The 19,006-nt window shown below is 62.2% G+C and carries 20 protein-coding genes; 6 read left to right on the top strand and 14 right to left on the bottom strand.

Annotated elements, in window-relative coordinates:
• The first annotated feature begins 248 nt into the window (after positions 1-248).
• From HRH33_RS14480 to HRH33_RS14470, 3 genes are all read left to right on the top strand, one after another.
• A complete protein-coding gene (locus HRH33_RS14480) occupies positions 249-857 on the top strand; it encodes a LysE family translocator (protein WP_167417115.1) in 609 nt (202 codons plus the stop codon).
• Between the two features lie 346 nt (positions 858-1,203).
• Positions 1,204-2,187: a GlxA family transcriptional regulator gene (locus HRH33_RS14475; RefSeq protein WP_167417222.1), complete on the top strand. Its 984-nt coding sequence runs from the start codon at positions 1,204-1,206 to the stop codon at positions 2,185-2,187.
• A 36-nt stretch (positions 2,188-2,223) separates the two neighbouring features.
• On the top strand, positions 2,224-3,138 hold the full coding sequence (locus HRH33_RS14470; protein ID WP_167417116.1) for an ADP-ribosylglycohydrolase family protein: 915 nt from the start codon (positions 2,224-2,226) through the stop codon (positions 3,136-3,138).
• Between the two features lie 9 nt (positions 3,139-3,147).
• On the opposite strand, the gene HRH33_RS14465 is transcribed toward HRH33_RS14470, so the two are convergent.
• From HRH33_RS14465 to HRH33_RS14455, 3 genes are all read right to left on the bottom strand, one after another.
• Positions 3,148-4,398: an NAD(P)/FAD-dependent oxidoreductase gene (locus HRH33_RS14465; RefSeq protein WP_167417117.1), complete on the bottom strand. Its 1,251-nt coding sequence runs from the start codon at positions 4,396-4,398 to the stop codon at positions 3,148-3,150.
• Between the two features lie 85 nt (positions 4,399-4,483).
• On the bottom strand, positions 4,484-5,431 hold the full coding sequence (locus HRH33_RS14460) for a dihydrodipicolinate synthase family protein (protein WP_034138019.1): 948 nt from the start codon (positions 5,429-5,431) through the stop codon (positions 4,484-4,486).
• A 33-nt stretch (positions 5,432-5,464) separates the two neighbouring features.
• Positions 5,465-6,391, bottom strand: coding sequence for a 4-hydroxyproline epimerase (locus HRH33_RS14455; protein ID WP_167417118.1), 927 nt, complete (start codon positions 6,389-6,391; stop codon positions 5,465-5,467).
• Between the two features lie 291 nt (positions 6,392-6,682).
• Here HRH33_RS14455 and HRH33_RS14450 point away from each other — a divergent pair, with 291 nt between their 5' ends.
• Both HRH33_RS14450 and treS read left to right on the top strand, forming a co-directional pair.
• A complete protein-coding gene (locus tag HRH33_RS14450; protein ID WP_047882165.1) occupies positions 6,683-7,471 on the top strand; it encodes an AraC family transcriptional regulator in 789 nt (262 codons plus the stop codon).
• A 75-nt stretch (positions 7,472-7,546) separates the two neighbouring features.
• The gene (gene treS / locus HRH33_RS14445; protein ID WP_167417119.1) at positions 7,547-9,610 is read left to right on the top strand and encodes a maltose alpha-D-glucosyltransferase; all 2,064 of its coding nucleotides are present in this window, start codon (positions 7,547-7,549) and stop codon (positions 9,608-9,610) included.
• A gap of 250 nt (positions 9,611-9,860) precedes the next feature.
• On the opposite strand, the gene HRH33_RS14440 is transcribed toward treS, so the two are convergent.
• The 6 genes from HRH33_RS14440 to HRH33_RS14415 all read right to left on the bottom strand — a co-directional run bounded on the left by HRH33_RS14440 (position 9,861) and on the right by HRH33_RS14415 (position 14,997).
• Complete coding sequence (locus HRH33_RS14440; protein ID WP_167417120.1) at positions 9,861-11,480, bottom strand: methyl-accepting chemotaxis protein; 1,620 nt, start codon at positions 11,478-11,480, stop codon at positions 9,861-9,863.
• Positions 11,481-11,631: 151 nt separating this feature from the next.
• Complete coding sequence (locus HRH33_RS14435; protein ID WP_034138023.1) at positions 11,632-12,552, bottom strand: ABC transporter six-transmembrane domain-containing protein; 921 nt, start codon at positions 12,550-12,552, stop codon at positions 11,632-11,634.
• Positions 12,525-12,923, bottom strand: coding sequence for a hypothetical protein (locus HRH33_RS14430; protein ID WP_167417121.1), 399 nt, complete (start codon positions 12,921-12,923; stop codon positions 12,525-12,527). The genes HRH33_RS14435 and HRH33_RS14430 overlap by 28 nt, the downstream gene beginning before the upstream one ends.
• A gap of 20 nt (positions 12,924-12,943) precedes the next feature.
• Positions 12,944-13,153: a hypothetical protein gene (locus HRH33_RS14425; protein WP_034138025.1), complete on the bottom strand. Its 210-nt coding sequence runs from the start codon at positions 13,151-13,153 to the stop codon at positions 12,944-12,946.
• A 24-nt stretch (positions 13,154-13,177) separates the two neighbouring features.
• Entirely contained in the window at positions 13,178-14,254 is a 1,077-nt protein-coding gene (locus tag HRH33_RS14420; RefSeq protein WP_167417122.1) for an ATP-binding protein, read from the bottom strand.
• Positions 14,251-14,997 carry a response regulator gene (locus HRH33_RS14415; RefSeq protein ID WP_094065777.1) on the bottom strand — a complete coding sequence of 249 codons (747 nt, stop codon included), beginning with the start codon at positions 14,995-14,997 and terminating at the stop codon, positions 14,251-14,253. Before HRH33_RS14415 ends, HRH33_RS14420 begins: the two co-directional genes overlap by 4 nt.
• 233 nt (positions 14,998-15,230) lie before the next feature.
• Between HRH33_RS14415 and HRH33_RS14410 the strand changes: the two genes are divergently transcribed.
• The gene (locus HRH33_RS14410; protein WP_167417123.1) at positions 15,231-15,689 is read left to right on the top strand and encodes a GFA family protein; all 459 of its coding nucleotides are present in this window, start codon (positions 15,231-15,233) and stop codon (positions 15,687-15,689) included.
• A 2-nt stretch (positions 15,690-15,691) separates the two neighbouring features.
• Here the strand turns inward: HRH33_RS14410 and HRH33_RS14405 are convergent, their stop codons facing one another.
• The 5 genes from HRH33_RS14405 to HRH33_RS14385 form a co-directional block, all read right to left on the bottom strand.
• Entirely contained in the window at positions 15,692-16,219 is a 528-nt protein-coding gene (locus HRH33_RS14405) for a DinB family protein (protein ID WP_123479835.1), read from the bottom strand.
• An 84-nt stretch (positions 16,220-16,303) separates the two neighbouring features.
• Positions 16,304-16,915 (bottom strand): LysE family transporter, encoded by a 612-nt coding sequence (locus HRH33_RS14400; protein ID WP_034098042.1) that lies wholly within the window; start codon positions 16,913-16,915, stop codon positions 16,304-16,306.
• Between the two features lie 75 nt (positions 16,916-16,990).
• Complete coding sequence (locus HRH33_RS14395) at positions 16,991-17,782, bottom strand: AraC family transcriptional regulator (RefSeq protein WP_123479833.1); 792 nt, start codon at positions 17,780-17,782, stop codon at positions 16,991-16,993.
• A 53-nt stretch (positions 17,783-17,835) separates the two neighbouring features.
• Positions 17,836-18,522 (bottom strand): arsenical resistance protein ArsH, encoded by a 687-nt coding sequence (arsH, locus tag HRH33_RS14390; RefSeq protein WP_167417124.1) that lies wholly within the window; start codon positions 18,520-18,522, stop codon positions 17,836-17,838.
• 12 nt (positions 18,523-18,534) lie between these two features.
• A complete protein-coding gene (locus tag HRH33_RS14385; RefSeq protein ID WP_167417125.1) occupies positions 18,535-19,005 on the bottom strand; it encodes an arsenate reductase ArsC in 471 nt (156 codons plus the stop codon).
• Position 19,006 lies beyond the last annotated feature (1 nt).

Below are 19,006 nucleotides of genomic sequence, written 5' to 3'. Positions count from 1 at the left end.
CTATTGCGCATTAAACCGTCGGTAAAACTCAGGCAAAGAAAAGCCCGCGATGGGGAGTGCGGGCTAAAAGGGATGTTCATTAGGAGCTGCTGGATTCACCTTAGGCGATCATCTGTGAAAGGTTTGTGAAACTGCATGGCAATGTGCGCCAAAAGTGTATGCCTCGATCCGCGCCTGGCTGTACGGGGCATTCGCCGGGATAAATCACTAGTGTTCCAGGCTTGCCACCTTTGTTCGGATACCTCGGGATGGTCATGCCTACCAGTTTGTTGTCAGCCTTTGTGCTGTTTGCCTTTGTCTCTTCGATCACCCCCGGCCCGAATAACACGATGTTGCTGGCTTCGGGGGTGAATTTTGGTTTTCGCCGCTCCATACCCCATGCGCTGGGCATCAGCATCGGCTTTATGCTGCTGGTGATTTCAGTCGGGTTGGGGTTGGGCGAGGTGTTCAAACTATTGCCCTGGGCCTACACCCTGCTGCGCTACGTGGGAGCGACGTATCTGCTGTATTTGGCGTGGAAGATCGCCACGGCAGGCGGCATGTCCGACAGCATGGACGAGCGCGGCAAACCCATGACGTTCCTCGCCGCCGCCGCGTTCCAGTGGGTGAACCCCAAGGCCTGGATCATGGCGTTGGGCGCGATCACCACCTATACCCCCGCCGAAGGCTACGTGACCAACGTGCTGGTGATTGCATTGGTGTTCGCCGTGGTCAACCTGCCCAGCGTGTGTGTCTGGTTGGGCTGCGGCACGGGGCTGCGCAACTTGCTGCGTGAACCGCGTTGGGTGCGTGTGTTCAACGGGGTGATGGCCGGTTTGTTGGTGTTGTCGCTGTACCCGATGTTCTTGGCCGGGTAGGCGTTCAGACCGGCGAGATGGTCGCCAACAGGCCAATGCCGATGGTCAGTACCAGAAAACCGAACAGGAAGAGTGCCATCTTGGTCATTGGACCTCCGAAGGGAAGGGGAGTGGGAACGCTGGCCATTGTCCGCCCGGGCAGGTTTTCGGTACAGACGCAGATAACAAAGAAAAAACCGTATCAGATGCACCAGTCGCGCTTCTGCACCGGGCTTTGCAGGGCGTCGGGTTTTTCCAGATCAGTGCTTGAGACAGACGACGCTTTTGCCCCTAAGATGGCGCCCACGGCATCAACACAATAAGAGTGGGCCAACCCTCGATGGAAAGACGTCAATTCAGCGGTGGCATGAAGGGCAAGAACCTGCGCTACCTTAACGAAACCTCCCAGCAACTGGCGTCGGTCACCCGCGTCGGGTTTCTGTTGCTCGAACATTTCTCCTTGCCGGCTTTCACCCAGACCCTCGACACCCTGGTCACCGCCAACCTGCTGCGCCCCGAGCTGTTCGCCACGCGCACCTTTGGCTGTGACGATGGCGAGGTTATCAGTGACCTGGGCCTGGTGATTCGCCCTGAGGCATGCTTGGACGCGTCCGTGCTGCACGAACTGGACCTGCTGGTGATCTGCGGTGGCTTTCGCACTGAGCTAAAGGCCAGCGAAGACTTCATCCACCTGTTGCGCAGCGCCGCCGAGATGGGCGTGGGCTTGGCCGGGTTGTGGAACGGGTCTTGGTTTCTTGGACGGGCCGGGCTGTTGCAGGGCTATCAGTGCGCCATTCACCCGGAACATCGCCCGGCCCTGGCCGAGGTGTCCAAGGCCGCCAAGGTCACCAGCGAACCCTTTGTGATCGACCGCGACCGCCTGACTGCATCGAGCCCCTCGGGCGCATTCCATATGGCGTTGGACTGGATCAAGAGCCTGCATGGCAAGGCGTTGGTGGAAGGCATCGAAGACATCCTCGCATTTGAGGAATCACGCTACCGGCGTATCAAACCGACTGAAAACATCAGCGTCAGCGCCCCGCTGCGGGAAGTGGTCAAGCTGATGGACGCCAACCTCGAAGAACCGCTGGAACTCGACCAGTTGGCGGTCTACGCCGGCCGCTCGCGGCGGCAGTTGGAGCGCCTGTTCAAGGAGCAACTGGGCACCACGCCGCAGCGCTATTACATGGAGCTGCGTGTGACCGAAGCGCGCCGACTGCTACAGCATACCGAGCTGTCCCAAGTGGAGGTGCTGGTGGCCTGCGGGTTCGTATCGCCGAGCCATTTCAGCAAGTGCTACAGCGCCTACTTCGGCTACCGCCCCTCGAAAGAGAAGCGCCTGGTCAAGTAGCATGGGCACCGTCTGGAATTTTTCCGAGGAGTGCCGATGTCGATCACCTTGAAGGACCGTTACCGTGGCAGCTTGCTGGGCCTGGCCTGCGGCGATGCTGTGGGGACAACCCTGGAATTCAAGCGCCGGGGCAGTTTTGCGCCGATCACCGATATGGTCGGCGGCGGGCCGTTCAATCTCAAGCCGGGGCAGTGGACGGACGATACATCCATGGCTCTGTGCCTGGCCGAGAGCCTGCTGCAAAAAGGTGGGTTCGATGCCCGTGACCAGATGGGGCGCTACCTCAACTGGTGGCAGTGGGGCTATTTGAGTTCGACCGGCGACTGTTTCGATATCGGCATGACCGTGCGCGAGGCGCTGACGCTGTTCCAGAACACCGACAACCCGTTCGCCGGCTCAACCGATCCCTATTCGGCCGGCAACGGCTCGATGATGCGCCTGGCGCCCGTGGTGTTGTTTTATTACCCGGACCTGCAAAACGTCCGCACCTTCAGCGTCGACAGTTCCCGCACCACCCACGCCGCCCAGGAAGCCATTGACTGCTGCCTGGTGCTGGCACAGGCCATCTGTAATGCCCTCGGCGGCGCGTCGAAAGCGCAAGTGCTGGAGTTGGCCGATGTACCGTTGATGGCACCCAAGGTGAAGGCCATTGCGGCAGGCGGGTACCGTGACAAACCCTGCGCCGAGATTGTCGGCTCGGGCTATTCGGTGGCCTCCCTGGAAGCTGCGCTGTGGTGCTTTGATCACACCGATAGCTTTGCCGATGCGGTACTGGCGGCGGCCAACCTGGGCGATGACGCCGACACCACCGCCGCCATAGTCGGTCAATTGGCCGGTGCCTATTACGGGGCAGCGGCGATTCCCTCCGAATGGCTGGGACGGTTATGGATGGCGGATGAGATCCAGGGCATGGCCGACGGATTGTTCAACGCCGCAGGTCATGCGGCCTGACACGCGCCGCTAAAAACGCTCCAGCCGATAAGGCGCCAGTGCCGGCAACCCTGCTGGCATTGGCCCGTCTGCCGCCAACCCGGCGACCATCTCTGCCGTAATCGCTGCCTGGGTCAAGCCCAGGTGCTGATGCCCGAAGGCCAGGAGTACCTTGCCGTCGGCCACCCGATCGATGATCGGTAGCGAGTCGGGTAGCGACGGTCGAAAGCCCATCCACGGCGTGGCGTCCCTGGCGTCCAGTTCTTCGCGGAACAGCCCATGGCTTAAGCGCTGCAACTGCCAAGCGCGCTGCATATTGGCGGGGCGTCCGAGCCCGGCGAACTCCACCGTACCGGCCAGGCGCAGGCCGCCGGTCATGGGGGTCATGATGAATTTGCGCTCCAGGGAGGTTACGGCGAACGGCAGGCGCTGGTGCTCATGGGGCAGCATCAGGTGGTAGCCGCGTTCGGTGTCCAACGGGATGGGTTTACCGGTCAGGGCCGCTGTCAGCGCCGCCGAATGCGCGCCGCAGGCGATCAGCACCTGACGCGCCAGTAGCGGCGCGTGGTCGGTGAACAGGCAGACGCCCTCGGCATCGACTTTCCCGCTGACCACGCGACGGCGGAGAAACTGTACGCCTGCAGCTTCAGCGGCGCAGACCAGTTCGCCCACCACATAGAACGGGTCGACAAAGTGCCCGGTGGCCGGGAAGAACAGCCCCCCTTGTAGGCGTTCGCTCAACTGCGGCGCCGCCGCGCGAATCGCCTCGGCAGACCAGTACTCCACCGGCACGTTTTGCTGCTGCATGCGGTGCTGCAGCCCCTGGATATCCGCCCGCGACTCGGCCCGTTCGAACACCAGGAGTGAGCCGTTCTGGCGCATCAGCTGTGGCCGATCCAGGCTGGCCAGCAAGCGTTGCCAGGCGCCCAGGCTTTGCTCGTTAAGCGCACGAAGGCCGGCCACCGTGCGCTGGTAAGGCGCCGCGCGCAGGTTGAGCAGCAGACGCGTAAACCAGGGCAGGGCGCGGGGCAGGTAGCGCCAGTCCAGGCGTAGCGGGCCCATGGGGTCCATCAGCATGGCGGGCAGGCGCTTGAGAATCGAATAGTCGGCAATCGGGAATACCTGCTCGGTGGCCAGGTGCCCGGCGTTGCCATAGGAGGCGCCCATGCCCGGGGCTTGCGGATCGATGACCACCACCTGGCGGCCCTGGCGCGCCAGCTGCAACGCGCAAGCCACGCCGATAATGCCGGCGCCGACCACCACGATATCCCTACGGCTCATCGGCTATGCCTCTCTCTGTGCGTCGGCCAAGGCTTTCACGTTGCGCCGGTTGACCATCGCGGCGATCACGGCGGCGCGTACGCACTCAGGCACAATGCTGCTCCGCCGACCAGTTGGCGTACCACTGGCGGAACAGCGCGAACTGCTGCTCGGCATAACGCCGCTGGGCGTCACTGAGCACGTCGGTCGCATTGAAGTGCAGGTCGTAGCCTTTGTCGCCGTTGAGCACCATCAAGTATTTGTAGTACAGCACCAGGTCGCAGCCTTCATCGAATGATGACAACACCGCCAGCGCGCTTTCCAGTTCGCGGGCCAGGCGTCGCGCCTTGGCATCGCCCTTGGCCGCCTGCTGGCTCAGCGTCACCAAGTGCAGCACTTCCCGCGGCAGGGCATTGCCCACACCGGTGATGGCGCCGGTGGCGTTGCAGTTGACGAAACCGTGCACCACCTGGGTGTCCACACCCACCATCAGGGTCACGCTATCGTCCTGGGAGGTGATGTGTTCGGCGGCGTAGCGCAGGTCGGCGCCACCGCCGAATTCCTTGAAGCCAATGAGATTCGGGTGCTCGCGGCGCAGTTCGAAGAACAGCTCGGCGCGGGTGGCGAAGCCGTAGTAGGGGCTGTTGTAGATCACCGCCGGCAGCTCCGGCGCGGCATTGAGGATGGCCGCGAAGTGCGCCTTTTGTGCGGTGACGGACGCACCACGGGACAGCACCCGAGGAATCACCATCAGGCCATGGGCGCCGACCTTGGCCGCATGGGCGGCGTGGGACACCGCTTCACGGCTATTAACCGCCCCCGTACCGACAATGGTCGGCACGCCAGCCGCTACCAACCGCGCCACACCTTCCTGGCGTTGGGCTTCGGTGAGCAGCGGCCAGTCGCCCATGGAACCGCAGTACACCACCGCGCTCATGCCGGCTTCGATCAGTTCGCGGCCCTTGGCGACCAGCGCATCGAAGTCCGGTTGGCGCTGGGCGGTGCAAGGGGTCATCAGGGCCGGGATGCAGCCGGCGAAAACGCTGTCGCTCATGGTCGTACTCCTTCAAGTCAAATGGGGGTGGGCTTAAATGCCCCAGGCGAAAGGGTCTTGCTCGTCGATCAGCAGCACGCTGTCGGCGGTCATATAGGCGCGGCCGGTAATGAAGGGGATGACCCGCTCGCCGTCCCATTCGTAATGGCCCGTGAACTGGCTGCCTGTGATGCTGGCCTGGGTCCATGTCTGGCCGGGCGCGAGTGTTCCATCGGCGGCCAGGCACGCGAGTTTGGCGCTGGTGCCAGTGCCGCAGGGCGAGCGGTCGTAGGCTTTGCCGGGGCACATCACGAAGTTGCGGCTATGGGCGTCGGGGTCGCTGGCGAACAATTCGATATGGTCGATCAGCGCGCCATCGGCGCCATGGACACCCTGGTTTTCCAGGGCCTTGAGCATCGCCCAGGTGTACTCGGTGAGGGCGTCGACGTTGTTCATCTCCAACGACTTGCCATGCTCGGAGACCAGGAAGAACCAGTTACCGCCCCAAGCGATATCGCCCTTGACCACGCCGTGGCCGGGCACATCCACCGCCACCTGGTGGCGAAAGCGGTAGGCCGGTACGTTGCGCAGGGTGACCGCGCCGTCCTCGTGCAGCGTCGCGGTCACCGGACCCACCGGCGTGTCAATCATGTGCACTCCCGGTGCGATATGCCCCAAATGATGCAGCGAGGCGACCAAGCCGATGGTGCCGTGACCACACATGCCCAGGTAGCCAGCGTTATTGAAGAAGATCACCCCGCAGGTGGCGCCCGCTGTGACCGGCTCGCAGTACAGCGCGCCGACCAGTACGTCATTGCCACGGGGCTCCAACAGGCAGGCGCGGCGCCACTGATCGTGTTCGTTGCGCAAGCTATCCAGCTGCGCGGCAATGCTGCCGCCGCTCAGGGCTGGAAAGCCGCTGAGGATCAGACGCGTGGGTTCGCCGCCGGTGTGGGAGTCGATCACATGTAATCGTTTCATCAGACGCTCCAATCAATGAGTGGCCGAGGGCGGTTGCCGCCGAAAGAACGCGGTTCCCAGCAGCACGTAGTGGGCGGTGGACAGTAGCGCCGAGAAGTCAACGCAATCAGGTCGGTGCGCTGTGGGTTACTGGAGCGCCATCCACGGCCCTACAGTGAACTCACCGAGGCACAGGCGATTGATGGTTTACGCGGCCATCGATGACGAAATCGGCACAGTTTTACCTGGCTCGACAGTGCGGCGGGCATCATGCAATCTGCTACGCGAAAAGGCTCAACCGGGGAGACGATCATGCTGCACAGCGTATTTGCGGGCCTTTGCCAGGGTGAGGCAGCCGCTCGCCCCGACAGTCTCGAACAGCTGGTAAGCGCCGTTGCGCAGTTGCTGCCGATGCTGGATGTGATCCCCAACGCCGCGATTTTCATCAAGGATATGCAAGCTCGCTACGCCCTGGCCAACCGCACGTTGGTGCAGCGCTGTGGCCTCAAACAACTGCGACCGCTGCTGGGCAAGACCAGCGCCGAGGTGTTCCCCGCCCAACTGGGGCCGGGCTATACCGAGCAGGATCGACGGGTGCTGGAGGAGGGTTTGGTGCTGGCAGATCAACTCGAACTGCACCTGTACGGCAGCCGCGAACCGGGGTGGTGCTTGACCCACAAATGGCCGCTGTACAACCGTGGGGGCGCGATTATCGGCCTGGCCGGTATCTCGGTGGACCTGCAATCGGCCAGCGAAACCCACCCGGCCTATCAGCGCCTGGCCGCCGTCGATGAGCATATTCGCCGCCACTTCAACCGCCGCGTCACCCTCGGTGAGCTGACGCACATCGCCGGCATTTCCGTGGCGCAGTTGGAGCGTTACTGCAAGCGCGTCTTCAACCTGACGCCGCGCCAAATGATCCAGAAAGTACGCTTGGAACACGCCCACCGCTTGCTGCACAGCGAACTGCCGATCACCGAGGTCGCCTTGCAGTGCGGCTATACCGACCACAGCGCGTTTACCCGGCAGTTCAAGGCGTCCACGGGGTTTACGCCGCGCCAGTACCGGCAGGCGACGGGGGGAGGGCCCGCGTTGGCGTGATTGCAATGCAACGAATGGCGCCCGTGCCCCTCATATGCTTACGAGTCACTTTTTACGACGACAGGTATCAAGCTTATGACGGCGGCGGACAACACCCATGTGAACTGGCTGGTGGAACAATCGATGCTGCACGCGGCGCGTCAGCGCGCCAAGCTCTATTCGGGGCAGGGTCGGATGTGGCAACAGCCGTACGCACAGACGCGGCCGCGGGATGCGTCGGCGCTGTCTTCGGTGTGGTTTACCGCGTACCCGGCGTCCATCGTGACCCGCGACGGCGGCACGGTCCTGGAGGCGCTGGGGGATGAAAGCCTGTGGCACGCCTTGTCGAAAATCGGCATCCAGGGCATTCATAACGGCCCGTTGAAAAAGTCCGGTGGCCTTAACGGTACGCGACACACGCCGACCATCGACGGCAATTTCGACCGCATCAGTTTCGAGATCGACCCACAGCTGGGCACCGAGGCGCAATTGCAGGCGCTGACACGCATGGCCGCTGCCCATAACGCGGTGATTATCGATGACGTGATCCCGTCCCACACCGGCAAAGGCGCGGACTTCCGCCTGGCCGAGATGGCTTACGAGGATTACCCCGGCCTCTACCACATGGTGGAAATCCGCGAGGACGACTGGGCATTGTTGCCCGACGTGGCCGAGGGGCGCGACGCGCAGAACCTCAGCCCATTGCAGGTGGACGCGCTGCGCGACAAGCACTACATCGTCGGCCAGTTACAGCGAGTGATCTTCTTCGAGCCTGGCGTCAAGGAAACCGATTGGAGCGCCACACCGGTGGTGGTCGGCGTCGACGGCAAGCCGCGCCGCTGGGTGTACCTGCATTACTTCAAGGAAGGCCAGCCATCGCTCAACTGGCTCGACCCTTCGTTTGCCGCGCAGCAAATGATCATCGGTGATGCGCTGCATGCTATCGACGTGATGGGCGCGAAGATCCTGCGCCTGGACGCCAACGGTTTTCTCGGTGTGGAGCGCAAGCTTGAGGGCGGCGCATGGTCCGAAAGCCACCCGCTGTCGATCACCGGTAACCAACTGATCGGTGGCGCGATTCGCAAGGCCGGCGGTTTCAGCTTCCAGGAGTTGAACCTCACCGTGGATGACATCGCCTCCATGTCCCACGGCGGCGCCGACCTGTCCTATGACTTCATCACCCGGCCGGCGTACCAGCACGCCCTGTTGATGGGGGATGCCGAATTCCTGCGCTTGATGCTGCGCGAAATGCACCGCCAGGGCATCGACCCCGGCTCGCTGATCCACGCCCTGCAAAACCACGATGAACTGACCCTGGAGCTGGTGCACTTCTGGACCCTGCATGCCCATGACAGCTTCCTCTATCAGGGCCAGACCTTCCCCGGCAACATCCTGCGCGAGCACATCCGCGAACAGATGTACGAGCGCCTGACCGGCGAACATGCGCCGTACAACCTCAAGTTCGTGACCAACGGCGTATCCTGCACCACCGTCAGTATCATCACGGCGGCGCTGGGCATTCGTGACCTGGACGCCATCACGGCGGCGGATATTCAGCAGATCCAGCAGATCCACCTGTTGCTGGTCATGTACAACGCCATGCAGCCTGGGGTGTTTGCGTTGTCCGGCTGGGATCTGGTGGGCGCGCTGCCGCTGGCGGCGGATGAGGTGGCGCACCTGATGCAGGACGGCGACACGCGCTGGATTCATCGCGGCGCCTACGACCTGGTAGACCTGAACCCGGAAGCGCAACTGTCCGCCGGCCTGATGCCGCGCTCAAAGAGTCTATACGGCAGCCTGAACCAGCAATTGCAAGACCCGCAGTCATTCGCCTCGCAACTGCAGAAAATTCTCGCCGTGCGCCGCGCTTATGACATTGCCGCCAGCCGCCAGACTCTGGTCCCGGATGTGGAGCATCCAGGGTTGCTGATCATGGTCCACGAACTGCCGGCGGGTAAGGGCACGCAAATCACCGCGCTGAACTTCGGCGCCACGCCCATCACCGAAACCTTGCACCTGCCCAACATTGCGCCGGGCCCGGTGGTGGACATTATTAATGAGCGGGTCGAAGGCGACCTGACCGAAGACGGGGCCTTTACCATCACTCTGGATGCTTACGAGGGCCTGGCGTTGCGGGTGGTGAGCAGCACGCCGATGTAGGGGAGAGGGCCGCTTCGCGTCTCAGTGCGGGGCAAGCCCTAATGCCAGTCAGCTAAGGCTCAGTTGATCCAGCCCGGGCAATGGGTATTAAAAGTGGGAGGGAGCTTGCCCCCGATGGCGGTGTGTCAGTGGCAGAGAGGCTGACTGACCCAGCGCTATCGGGGGCAAGCCCCTTCCCACATTCCCGCTCACCACAAAAAACGCCCAATGGGCCCGCAGGCGCCGGGCCGATGGGGTCTTCCGGAGGGCATCAGACCACGAAGCGATTGACCAACTGGTTCAGGTTCGCCGCCAGCTTCGACATCTCCCCACAGGCGCTGGCCGTCTGGCTGGCACCGGCGGCGCTTTGGGTGGCCAGTTCGCGGATGCTCACGAGGTTGCGGTCCACTTCACGCGCGACATGGGATTGTTCTTCCGAAGCGGTGGCGATCAGCATATTGCGTTCGTTGATCTGGATAATCGCCGCTGCAATCTGATCCAGCGAACTGCTGGCTTCCTGGGCCACCCCGAGGGATTCGGTGGCCAGTTCCTTGCTGGTGCCCATGGCCTTGACCGCGTCGTCGGATTCGTTCTGGATTGCGGCGATCATCTGCTCGATCTCCTGGGTCGACACCTGGGTACGGTGCGCCAGCGCGCGGACCTCATCGGCAACCACCGCGAAGCCACGGCCTTGCTCACCGGCACGCGCGGCTTCGATAGCGGCGTTAAGGGCCAGCAGGTTGGTCTGTTCGGCAATGGCGCGGATTACTTCCACCACTTTACTGATGCTCTGGGCGCGGTTGGACAGGCCCTGGATCTGCTCGCTGGTGTTTTCCACATTACCCGACAGTTTTTCGATGGAGCGCAGCGTCTGCGTGACGCGCTCCAGGCCCACTTCGGTGAAGCCCTGGCTGCGTTTGGATTCCTGGGCGGCGGACTCGGCATTGCGCGCCACTTCATCCACGGCCGCGCTCATTTCGGTAACAGCGGTGGCCGCCTGATTCACTTCATCGTTTTGCGATACCAGGCCACGGCTGGACTGTTCTGTGACGGCGGTCATTTCTTCGGAGGCCGCGGCCAGCTGTGCGGACGAGTCGGAAATCTGCAGGATGGTGTTGCGCAGGTTGGTCTGCATCTGCGCCAGCGCTTTCAACAGTCGACCGGCTTCATCCGTGCCATGCACACTGACTTCTTTGGACAGGTCACTGTTAGCAATACGTTCGGCCACCGACAGAGCATCGCCAATTGGCGAGGTGATGCTGCGGGTCAACAGGAACGCCAGGCCGGCGGTCATCGCCATCACCAGTACGATCAAGCCAATTACCAGCCAGGTGCCGGCGTTGAAGGTGTCCGTGGCGGCTTGGCCGGCTTTCGCTGCACCTTCGTTGTTGAAGTCGGTCAGGGCCTTGATCTGGCCTTCCATGGCATTGGTCAGCGGGCGGATGCCGCTGGCGACCAATTTGACGACGCCAGCGGTGTCACCCTGCTTAAGCAGCGGCTCCAGCGCGTCCAGCTGTTTGGAATAACCGTCAGCCGAGGTTTTCACGGCGGTGAACAGGGCACGTTCCTGATCGCTTGCAATAAGTGGTTCATAGTTGGATACCGCATCGCTGAATGCTTTGCGATAGCCCGGAAAATCCGCCAGCGTCTTCTGAATCGTTTCAGGGTCGGCCACGGCCCGCTGGGTTTCCAGGCGCAGGCGCAATACCGCCGAGTTCATCAGAGCGGTTTGGCGGATGCTCGCCATCCAATTGAGTTCCACATCCTTTTCCGAGTCACGCAACTTGCCCATTTGCAAAATGGCAATTACGCCGAGTACCAGCACTAAGGCGATGATCGCGGAAAAAAACAACGTGGCACGGGGGGCAAGGTTCAGGTTTCTCAGGCGCATGGGGCGTACTCATAAGGAGGAAAGCGAGCAGTTCTTACAAGCTATCGGCCAGGCGCCGCAAAATTGAATACCCACGGGCAGGAGCGGACGACTGGTAGGGATGAGGGTAGTCTGAAAATACCCAATCGCCATGGCGTCGACGTGAGAGCAGTCAAGGCGACGTTTCACCCAAACCGGGGTCCACGCGCTCGCCGATATCCTTGAGGCGCGCCAGTTGGTCTACTACGCTGGGCGCTTCGTCCAGGCAACTGACGAAGGTCCACAGATAAGTCATCACCGCATACACATGCCCGGCCTTCACCGCAGGGGAGAGCGCCAGCTGGGTAATCGCGACCACGAACAGCAAGGCCGCCAACAGCCCGATGGTGAGAAAGGCGACGGCCTCACGGTCTGACAAGCGAATGCGCAATCGTGACAGCACCCGGTAATGACGGCGTAGCGTATGAGCGCCGACTTGCTCCACTAGGCTGATTTCCTTTTCCAGTCGGTTGTTCAGGCGCTCATGCAGTCGTTGATTGCGCCGCGCAAAGCCTGGCACCACCATCAAACACAGCCCCAGCGCTCCAAGGCATGCCAGCCCGACCCAGGGTTCGATCGCCAGCAGCATGGCGGCGGCGCCAACGATGGAGACCAATGCGGTGGCAATCGTGGGCACGTGCTTCTCAAAGAAGTCCACAAATTCCCGTGCCAGTACCACCCTCGCGGCAGACTTGGAGGTGCTGTGGCGTTGCAGGCGCTGATTGAGGATCACCGGCACCGCAAGGTCAGCATAGATGCGGGTAAATGTTCGCGTATCCAATGCGCGTCTCGCCGCGCCGACTACCCAGAAACCCAGGACCACGGCGGCATAGAGCAGTGCGCTCTTGCCATCGCCACGAATAATGGCGTCCACGGCAAACCCCGCGAACAAGGGGTAAGCCAGCAGTAAGGCATTTTCCAGCGCCACCAGGGACAGGGTGCAGAACAACTTGCCGGGGTAGGCTTTGGCGATGGCTTTGAGCGTCTGGCTGGCCGATTGTTGGCCGATCTGGCGGCTGGGTTCGTTCAGTAATGGCGGTGTGACGGACGGCATGGGGCACCTGGTGTGCGTAACGTACGGGGTTGAGGCAGGGATGTACCGGCATACAGGCCGCGCGTGATGTCGAGCAGGTAGCGCGTCTCTGCTGTCATCAATAACAGGTCGGTTTGCACTTCTTCGATCACCATCTCCAGGATGATCAAGATGCAAATGGCCGGCGCCAGCAGCAGCCAGTGGTAGTAGCACTGGGTAAACAACGAGGCCACAACCCCGATGATCCACAGCGACAGCACCAGGCGCGGCGCGTGTTTTTGCAGGGGAATCCAGAAGCGCTGTAGCTTCCTGAGCTTAGCGCTGCAGCACTTTATAGAGTCTTCCAGTTGCGTCAGGTCAAGCGTGGTCCGGTCGCGAATAGAGTTAGACATGGATGCAATCCGTGGGTGAATTACAACGGTGGTGTAGGTGGCCCGGTCAGCGCCTGCGCAGGCAACACGCGGTTCAGCCAGGCCAGATTGATATGTTTGACTTGCACCCATTTGCCGTTCTGGGGCGTTCCTTCGCAGCTTTTAAAAGCGATACAGCGTCCTTGTGTGTCCAGTAAGGCGAAATGGCGATAGCGTTCAACGCCCTTGAATCCGAGGACAAAAAAACACATGCCTGCACCTGGGGAGGTTGGGTTTCAGATAGCGACCGGTCGTTCTGGCCACGTCAGTTCGAACAGGCTGCCGCCACCCTCAAGATTGCGGCAGGTCACGCGGCCCTCGTGGGCCATGGCAATGGCGCGCACCACCGCCAGGCCCAGGCCGCTGCCGCCCTGGGCACGGGAGCGAGAGCTTTCCCCACGCTGGAATGGCTCGAAGATATGCGCGGCGAACGCTTCGTCGATGCCCGGCCCTGCATCCGCGACGCTCAAGGTATTGACGCCGTCCAGGCTGCCCAGGCTCACCGTGACGGTGCCTGGAGTGGCGTGCCGCTTGAGGTTGTCGAGCATGGCTAGCAGGGCCTGACGTATGCGTGCGGGGTCGCAATGCACCGGTTGCTTGAGCAGGTCCATATGCAGGGTGAATCCGCAGGCTTGCAGGCCCGGTTCGAACAGACGCGCGTCAGCCTCGATCTCGTCAGCCAAGTCGGCCCGTTGGATATGCACATCCAGGTAACCATTGTCTGCCAGGCCCACGACCCGCAGGTCTTCGATCAGTCGGGTCAGGCCCTCGACCTGGCCCAGCAGGCTGTAGAATTGTGCTTGATCCGGAGGAAAGACCCCTTCGGCCAACCCTTGCAGGCGACCGCGCAGGATAGTCAGCGGGGTGCGTAGTTCATGGGCAATCGCGGCATTCCAGAATGACTGCTCTTGGGCCATGCGCTTCAAACGTGCGGCCATGCTGTTGAAGTCATCCACTAGCACGCCGGCCTCGGCCAATGCGCGATCGGACGCCGTCGCCCGGGCATCCAGGTCGCCGTCGGCAAGGCGGCGAAGGCTGGCCGCCACCGAGTTCAACGGCATCAGAATGCGCCGGGACAATTTGATCGCCACCACCGCCCCCACTGCCAGGCTGATCGCGGTAACCAATCCCATCCAGAGCCACTCGACCCCGGTTGGCAGCCACTCGTCCACATCGATATCCGTGGGTGGCCAGAACATCCAGAGCAGCGCGTAGAACACATAGGAGCCGACGACCGCGAGGGCGATCACGCAGAGCACCACGGCAGACATCGACAGAATAATCTGCCGGCTCAAGCTATTGGCGGTCCTCATGGCTGGCTCCCGAACCGGTAACCCACCCCGCGGATGCTCGCAGGCACACCTTGCAGGCCCAGGTCTTCGATCTTGCGGCGCAATTTGCTGATATGGCTGTCCACCGTACGCTCCAGGCTATCGCTCTCGGGCGAGCACAGCGCAAGCAACTCGGCGCGACTGAATACGCGCCTGGGGGCTTTGGCCAACTGCGCCAACAAGCGGAATTCCGTCGCGGTCAGGCTTAATGCGTGCTGTCGTGTGCCGATTCGCACGCTGACTTCATGGCTGTCGACGTCGATTTCAAAACCCTCCACCCGTAACACGCGCTGGCCGCTGCCATAGCCCTGGTCGCGGGAGCGGCGCAGGACTGCCTGGGTCCTGGCCACCACCTCGGCGGGGTTGAAGGGTTTGACGATGTAGTCGTCGGCGCCGATGCGTAGCCCCATCAACTTGTCCATGTCCTGGTCCTGTGCGGTCAGCATGATCACCGGGGTGTTGCCACGGTGGCGGATCTCGGCCAGTACCATCCAGCCATCCAGTTGTGGCATCAACACGTCCAGCAGCACCAGGTCGGGCTTGAGGGCTTGATGCAGCTCCAGCGCGCGCCGCCCATCCAGGGCATGGACGGTCTGAAAGCCACTGCGCTTGAGGTAAGCGGCGAGGATGTCGGCGATTTGCGGCTCGTCTTCGGCGATCAATACCAGAGCCTGGGATTGAGTGGCGAAGTCCGCTGGTGTCGAAGTCAGGTGCGATTCAGTCATGGTCGGCTCGGTGGTGCGGTTCGATGGTCGCAGTATGGCCAATTACCACGGGGCGACGAAGCCTACTGTGCAGCACATGCGTGCGCTTTCATGGGAGGTTTTATGGAGGAATGATGGAGACGCGGGATTATTTGCGTATACGGTACTCAGCCAGGTTGGGCGCCGCACCCGAGGCTGCAGAGTGGCGCGAATACCGCTACGCTGGCGCGTCCCATCATAAACAGGAGAGTGTGATGCGTATCGAAGACCTGCCACGAGAAGGCGGTTGCCGCTGTAATCGCGTGCGTTTGCGCGTGGCCCATGCACCGGTGATGACCATGGCCTGTCATTGCACCGGCTGCCAAAAGATGAGCGCCAGTGCGTTCTCTTTGAGTGCGCTATTCACCGCGGATGCGTTTACCGTCACCCAAGGTTCCCCGGTGATCGGTGGCCTGCACGGCGCGGACCGCCATTACTGCTGCCCCCACTGTATGAGTTGGTTATTTACGCGCCCCCATGGCATCGGCGGCTTCGTTAACGTGCGGGCAACGATGTTGGACAGCGCGGCCGATTTTGCGCCGTTCATGGAGACCTGGACCTGTGAAAAGCTGCCGTGGGCGCTCACGCCGGCGGTCGAAAGCTTCGCGCAATTGCCCGCGCCCGAGGACTTTCCACGCTTGATGCAGGCCTATGCCGAGCTGACCTCGCACTGATCTCAGTCGATCAGCGCCAGCAGGTCGGTGTCGCCCACATCCTGGCCCGCCTGGGTCAGCAGGGTGGTTACCTGGCCTCGGTGGTGGGTCTGGTGATTGAAAAAATGCACGATGAGACTGGCGAATGGTTTGTTGGCGCCAACGCCGCGCATATTGTGGTAGTGCAGGCGCTGATCGAGGTCGCTCTCGGTCAGGCTGTGAGCCCAGTCGATAATCATCTGGTCCAGCCAGGCGCGCCGTGCGGACAATTCATGCAGGTCGGCGAAGGCCAGTTGTTTGAGGTCCGGGGGCAGGGCGACGCTGCTCAACGGGGCCAGCGCCGGGTAGTCGGCAGGGTGCTCGGCAAAGCGTTTGAGCCACACGGTGTCGCCCAGGATCAGGTGGTTGAGGGTGCCGAAGATCGAACCGAAGAACGCGTGACGGTCCATGCGTAAGTCAGCGTCGCTCAGCCTGCCGGCGGCGGCGTAGACCTTGCGGTTCATCCACTGGTTGTAGGTGGCCAAGAGTGTGAAATGTTCGATGCGGTTCATGTGCCATGCCCGGGGGTGGAGGACCGAGCCATCATAGTGCTTGAGCAGCGTGCCCGCATCATCGGACGCTTGGACGCAACCGCTTCAAATACCCTGCGCAGCGAGTACGGCCAGATAGATCAAAACCAGCCCGCACGTGGCATAACTGATGCGGTGCCATCGCGCCGAGGCATGCTTGCGCATCAGGTTGACCAGCGCGGCGGTCAAGAAACACGACAACACCGAGGCGAGCATAAACCCGGCAAAGAACATCAGCGTCTGCCCATGGCTCGGCGTGGCGCCGACGATGCCAGACAAGGCGCTGCCCAGCGCGCCCCAGTACACAATGTTTTTCGGGTTGGCCAGCGAGATCGCCGCGCCCACTGCCAGCGCACTCTGCCCGGAGCCGGCCGGGGCATTGTCCATGGCCGGCAAGCGCCAGGCATCCAGCAGGCTGCGCACGCCGAGCCAGGCCAGGTACAACGCGCAGATCACCGTCAGGGGCACACGCACGGCATCATGCTGGATCAACAGCGCAATGCCGGTTAGACCGATCACTGCCCATACCGCATCGCCCACCAGCGAGCCGACTTGCACCAGCAACGCCGGGGTGAACCCGTGCAGCAAGCCACGGCGCAGGGTCTCGGCCAGCACCGCACCGGGAGAGAGGCAAAAGACAAAACCGAATACCAGTGCGTAAAGAAAAATCGTCAGCATGCCCGCGTTCTCATCCAGTGATGGTCGGCAGTGTGCCGCCGCGTCGCACAGGTGTCTTGGATCAGATTGCGTTGTTCAGCGCTGCAGCACGTTTTGGTAGCGCCCCGGCGTGATGCCATAGGCGGCGCGAAAATGCCGGTTGAGGTGGCTCTGATCGGCGAAGCCCAGGTCATGGGCGACCTGGCCGGCCGATACACCGTTGCGCAGTAAACCTTTGGCACGACGGGTGCGCAGTTGCATGGCCCATTGGCGCGGGCTGAGGCCCGTTTCTTTCTGGAAGGTGCGCAGCAGATGGAATTTGGACAGCCCCAGCTCATCGCCCAACTGTTCCAGCGGCAGCGCCTGATGCAACTGCTCGGCGAGCAATTCCTGTGCACGGCTGATCAGGCTGTTACCGGGGGCCGTGGCGCTGGGCAGGCGCACGCCGCTGAGGCTGACCACCTCGGCGAGCGCCAGGACCAGGGCGTCCTCGTTCAATTCCCGTATCAGCGCATCGGTACTCAAGGCGCCGTGCACCGCAGCCGCCAGGCGCTGGGCAAGGGCTGGCTGAAAGCACACGGCGCGATCGAATTCCACGTACGCCAGCCCCAGGTCGTGGGCCAGCTGATCCGCCGTGGCATACAGGCTGACAAATTGCCAAGGCGCACCGTCAGCCGCGCCGCCGCCCTGGATTTGTCCGGGGTTGTACAGGGTGATGCTGCCCGGTCCGGCGACAAACTCACGCCGGTCGAGCCACACGTTTTCCTCGCCGATAAGATTCACGCCGATCACGCACTCGTCGTGGCTGTGGCGGGCGAAGTTCAAGCCCGTGCAGTGCGTACTGCTGATTTCGTAGCTGCCCAGCCAGGCGTGGTGCATGTCGTTCATTCAATCGACTCGGTAGAAAACGCAAGCTTGTGAGCATAACCGGGCCCGGTCGTTCAGATCGACCGTTGATTGACCCGCTGCGATAACTCGTCGGCACTTTCCTTGCGTTCCGAGTAGCGGTCGACGAGGTCCGGGCGATCGCGCAGCAGCACCGTGAACTTCACCAGTTCCTCCATCACATCCACAACGCGGTCATACAACGCCGAAGGCTTCATGCGGTCGTGTTCATCGAATTCCAGAAACGCCTTGGGCACCGAGGATTGATTGGGGATGGTGAACATGCGCATCCAGCGGCCCAGGACGCGCAGTTGGTTGACGGTGTTGAACGACTGCGAACCGCCGGACACTTGCATCACCGCCAGAGTCTTGCCCTGGGTGGGGCGCACGGCGCCCAGTGCCAGGGGAACCCAGTCGATTTGCGCCTTGAATACCGCGCTCATCGAACCGTGCCGCTCGGGCGAGCACCATACCTGGCCCTCGGACCACTGCATCAGCGTCAGCAATTCCTGGACCTTGGGGTGGTCGCTGGGAGCATCGTCCGGCAGCGGCAAACCGCTGGGGTTGAATATCTGGGTCTCAGCACCGAAATGCTCCAGCAAGCGTGCAGCTTCCTCCACCAGCAAGCGGCTGAACGAGCGTGGGCGCGTCGAGCCGTAGAGCAGCAAGATACGCGGCGCGGGGGTCGGCCCAGTGTGAAGAGGGGGGGAAAGGCCAGCGTCGAGATTCGGCAGCGTGCTCATTGTTTGCTCCTGTCACAGTTGCGCAATGCGCTCCAGTTCAACCTTCAGTTCTGCCGGGCACAAACGCTCGAACGGCAATGCAAAAAACGCCCGGCAACGGCTTTCGATGGTTTCCAGGGTGGCCTGGAAGGCGGCATTGAGGCGTGCGTCATCACCGTGGACGTCGGACGGGTCCTCCAACCCCCAATGGGTTTTCATTGCCGGACCGAAGTACACCGGGCAGGCTTCGCCAGCGGCCTTGTCGCACACGGTGATCACCAGGTCCGGCGGGCTGTCTTCGAAGGCGTCGTTGCCCTTGCTGTACAAACCCTCGGTGCTGATACCGGCTGCTTGCAGCGTGCTCAGGCTGCGGGGCAGCACTTGGCCTTTGGGAAAGCTGCCGGAACTGACCGCTTGGAAACCTGCCGGCGCCAGGTGGTTGAACACGGCTTCGGACAAGATGCTGCGACAGCTGTTGGCGGTACACATAAACAGGACTTTCATG

Origin of the sequence: Pseudomonas rhodesiae (assembly GCF_013285305.1) — a bacterium.
GTDB classification, from domain to species: domain Bacteria; phylum Pseudomonadota; class Gammaproteobacteria; order Pseudomonadales; family Pseudomonadaceae; genus Aquipseudomonas; species Aquipseudomonas rhodesiae.
The sequence above is the reverse complement of the archived record's forward strand: the minus strand, read 5'-3'. Positions and strand labels throughout refer to the sequence as shown.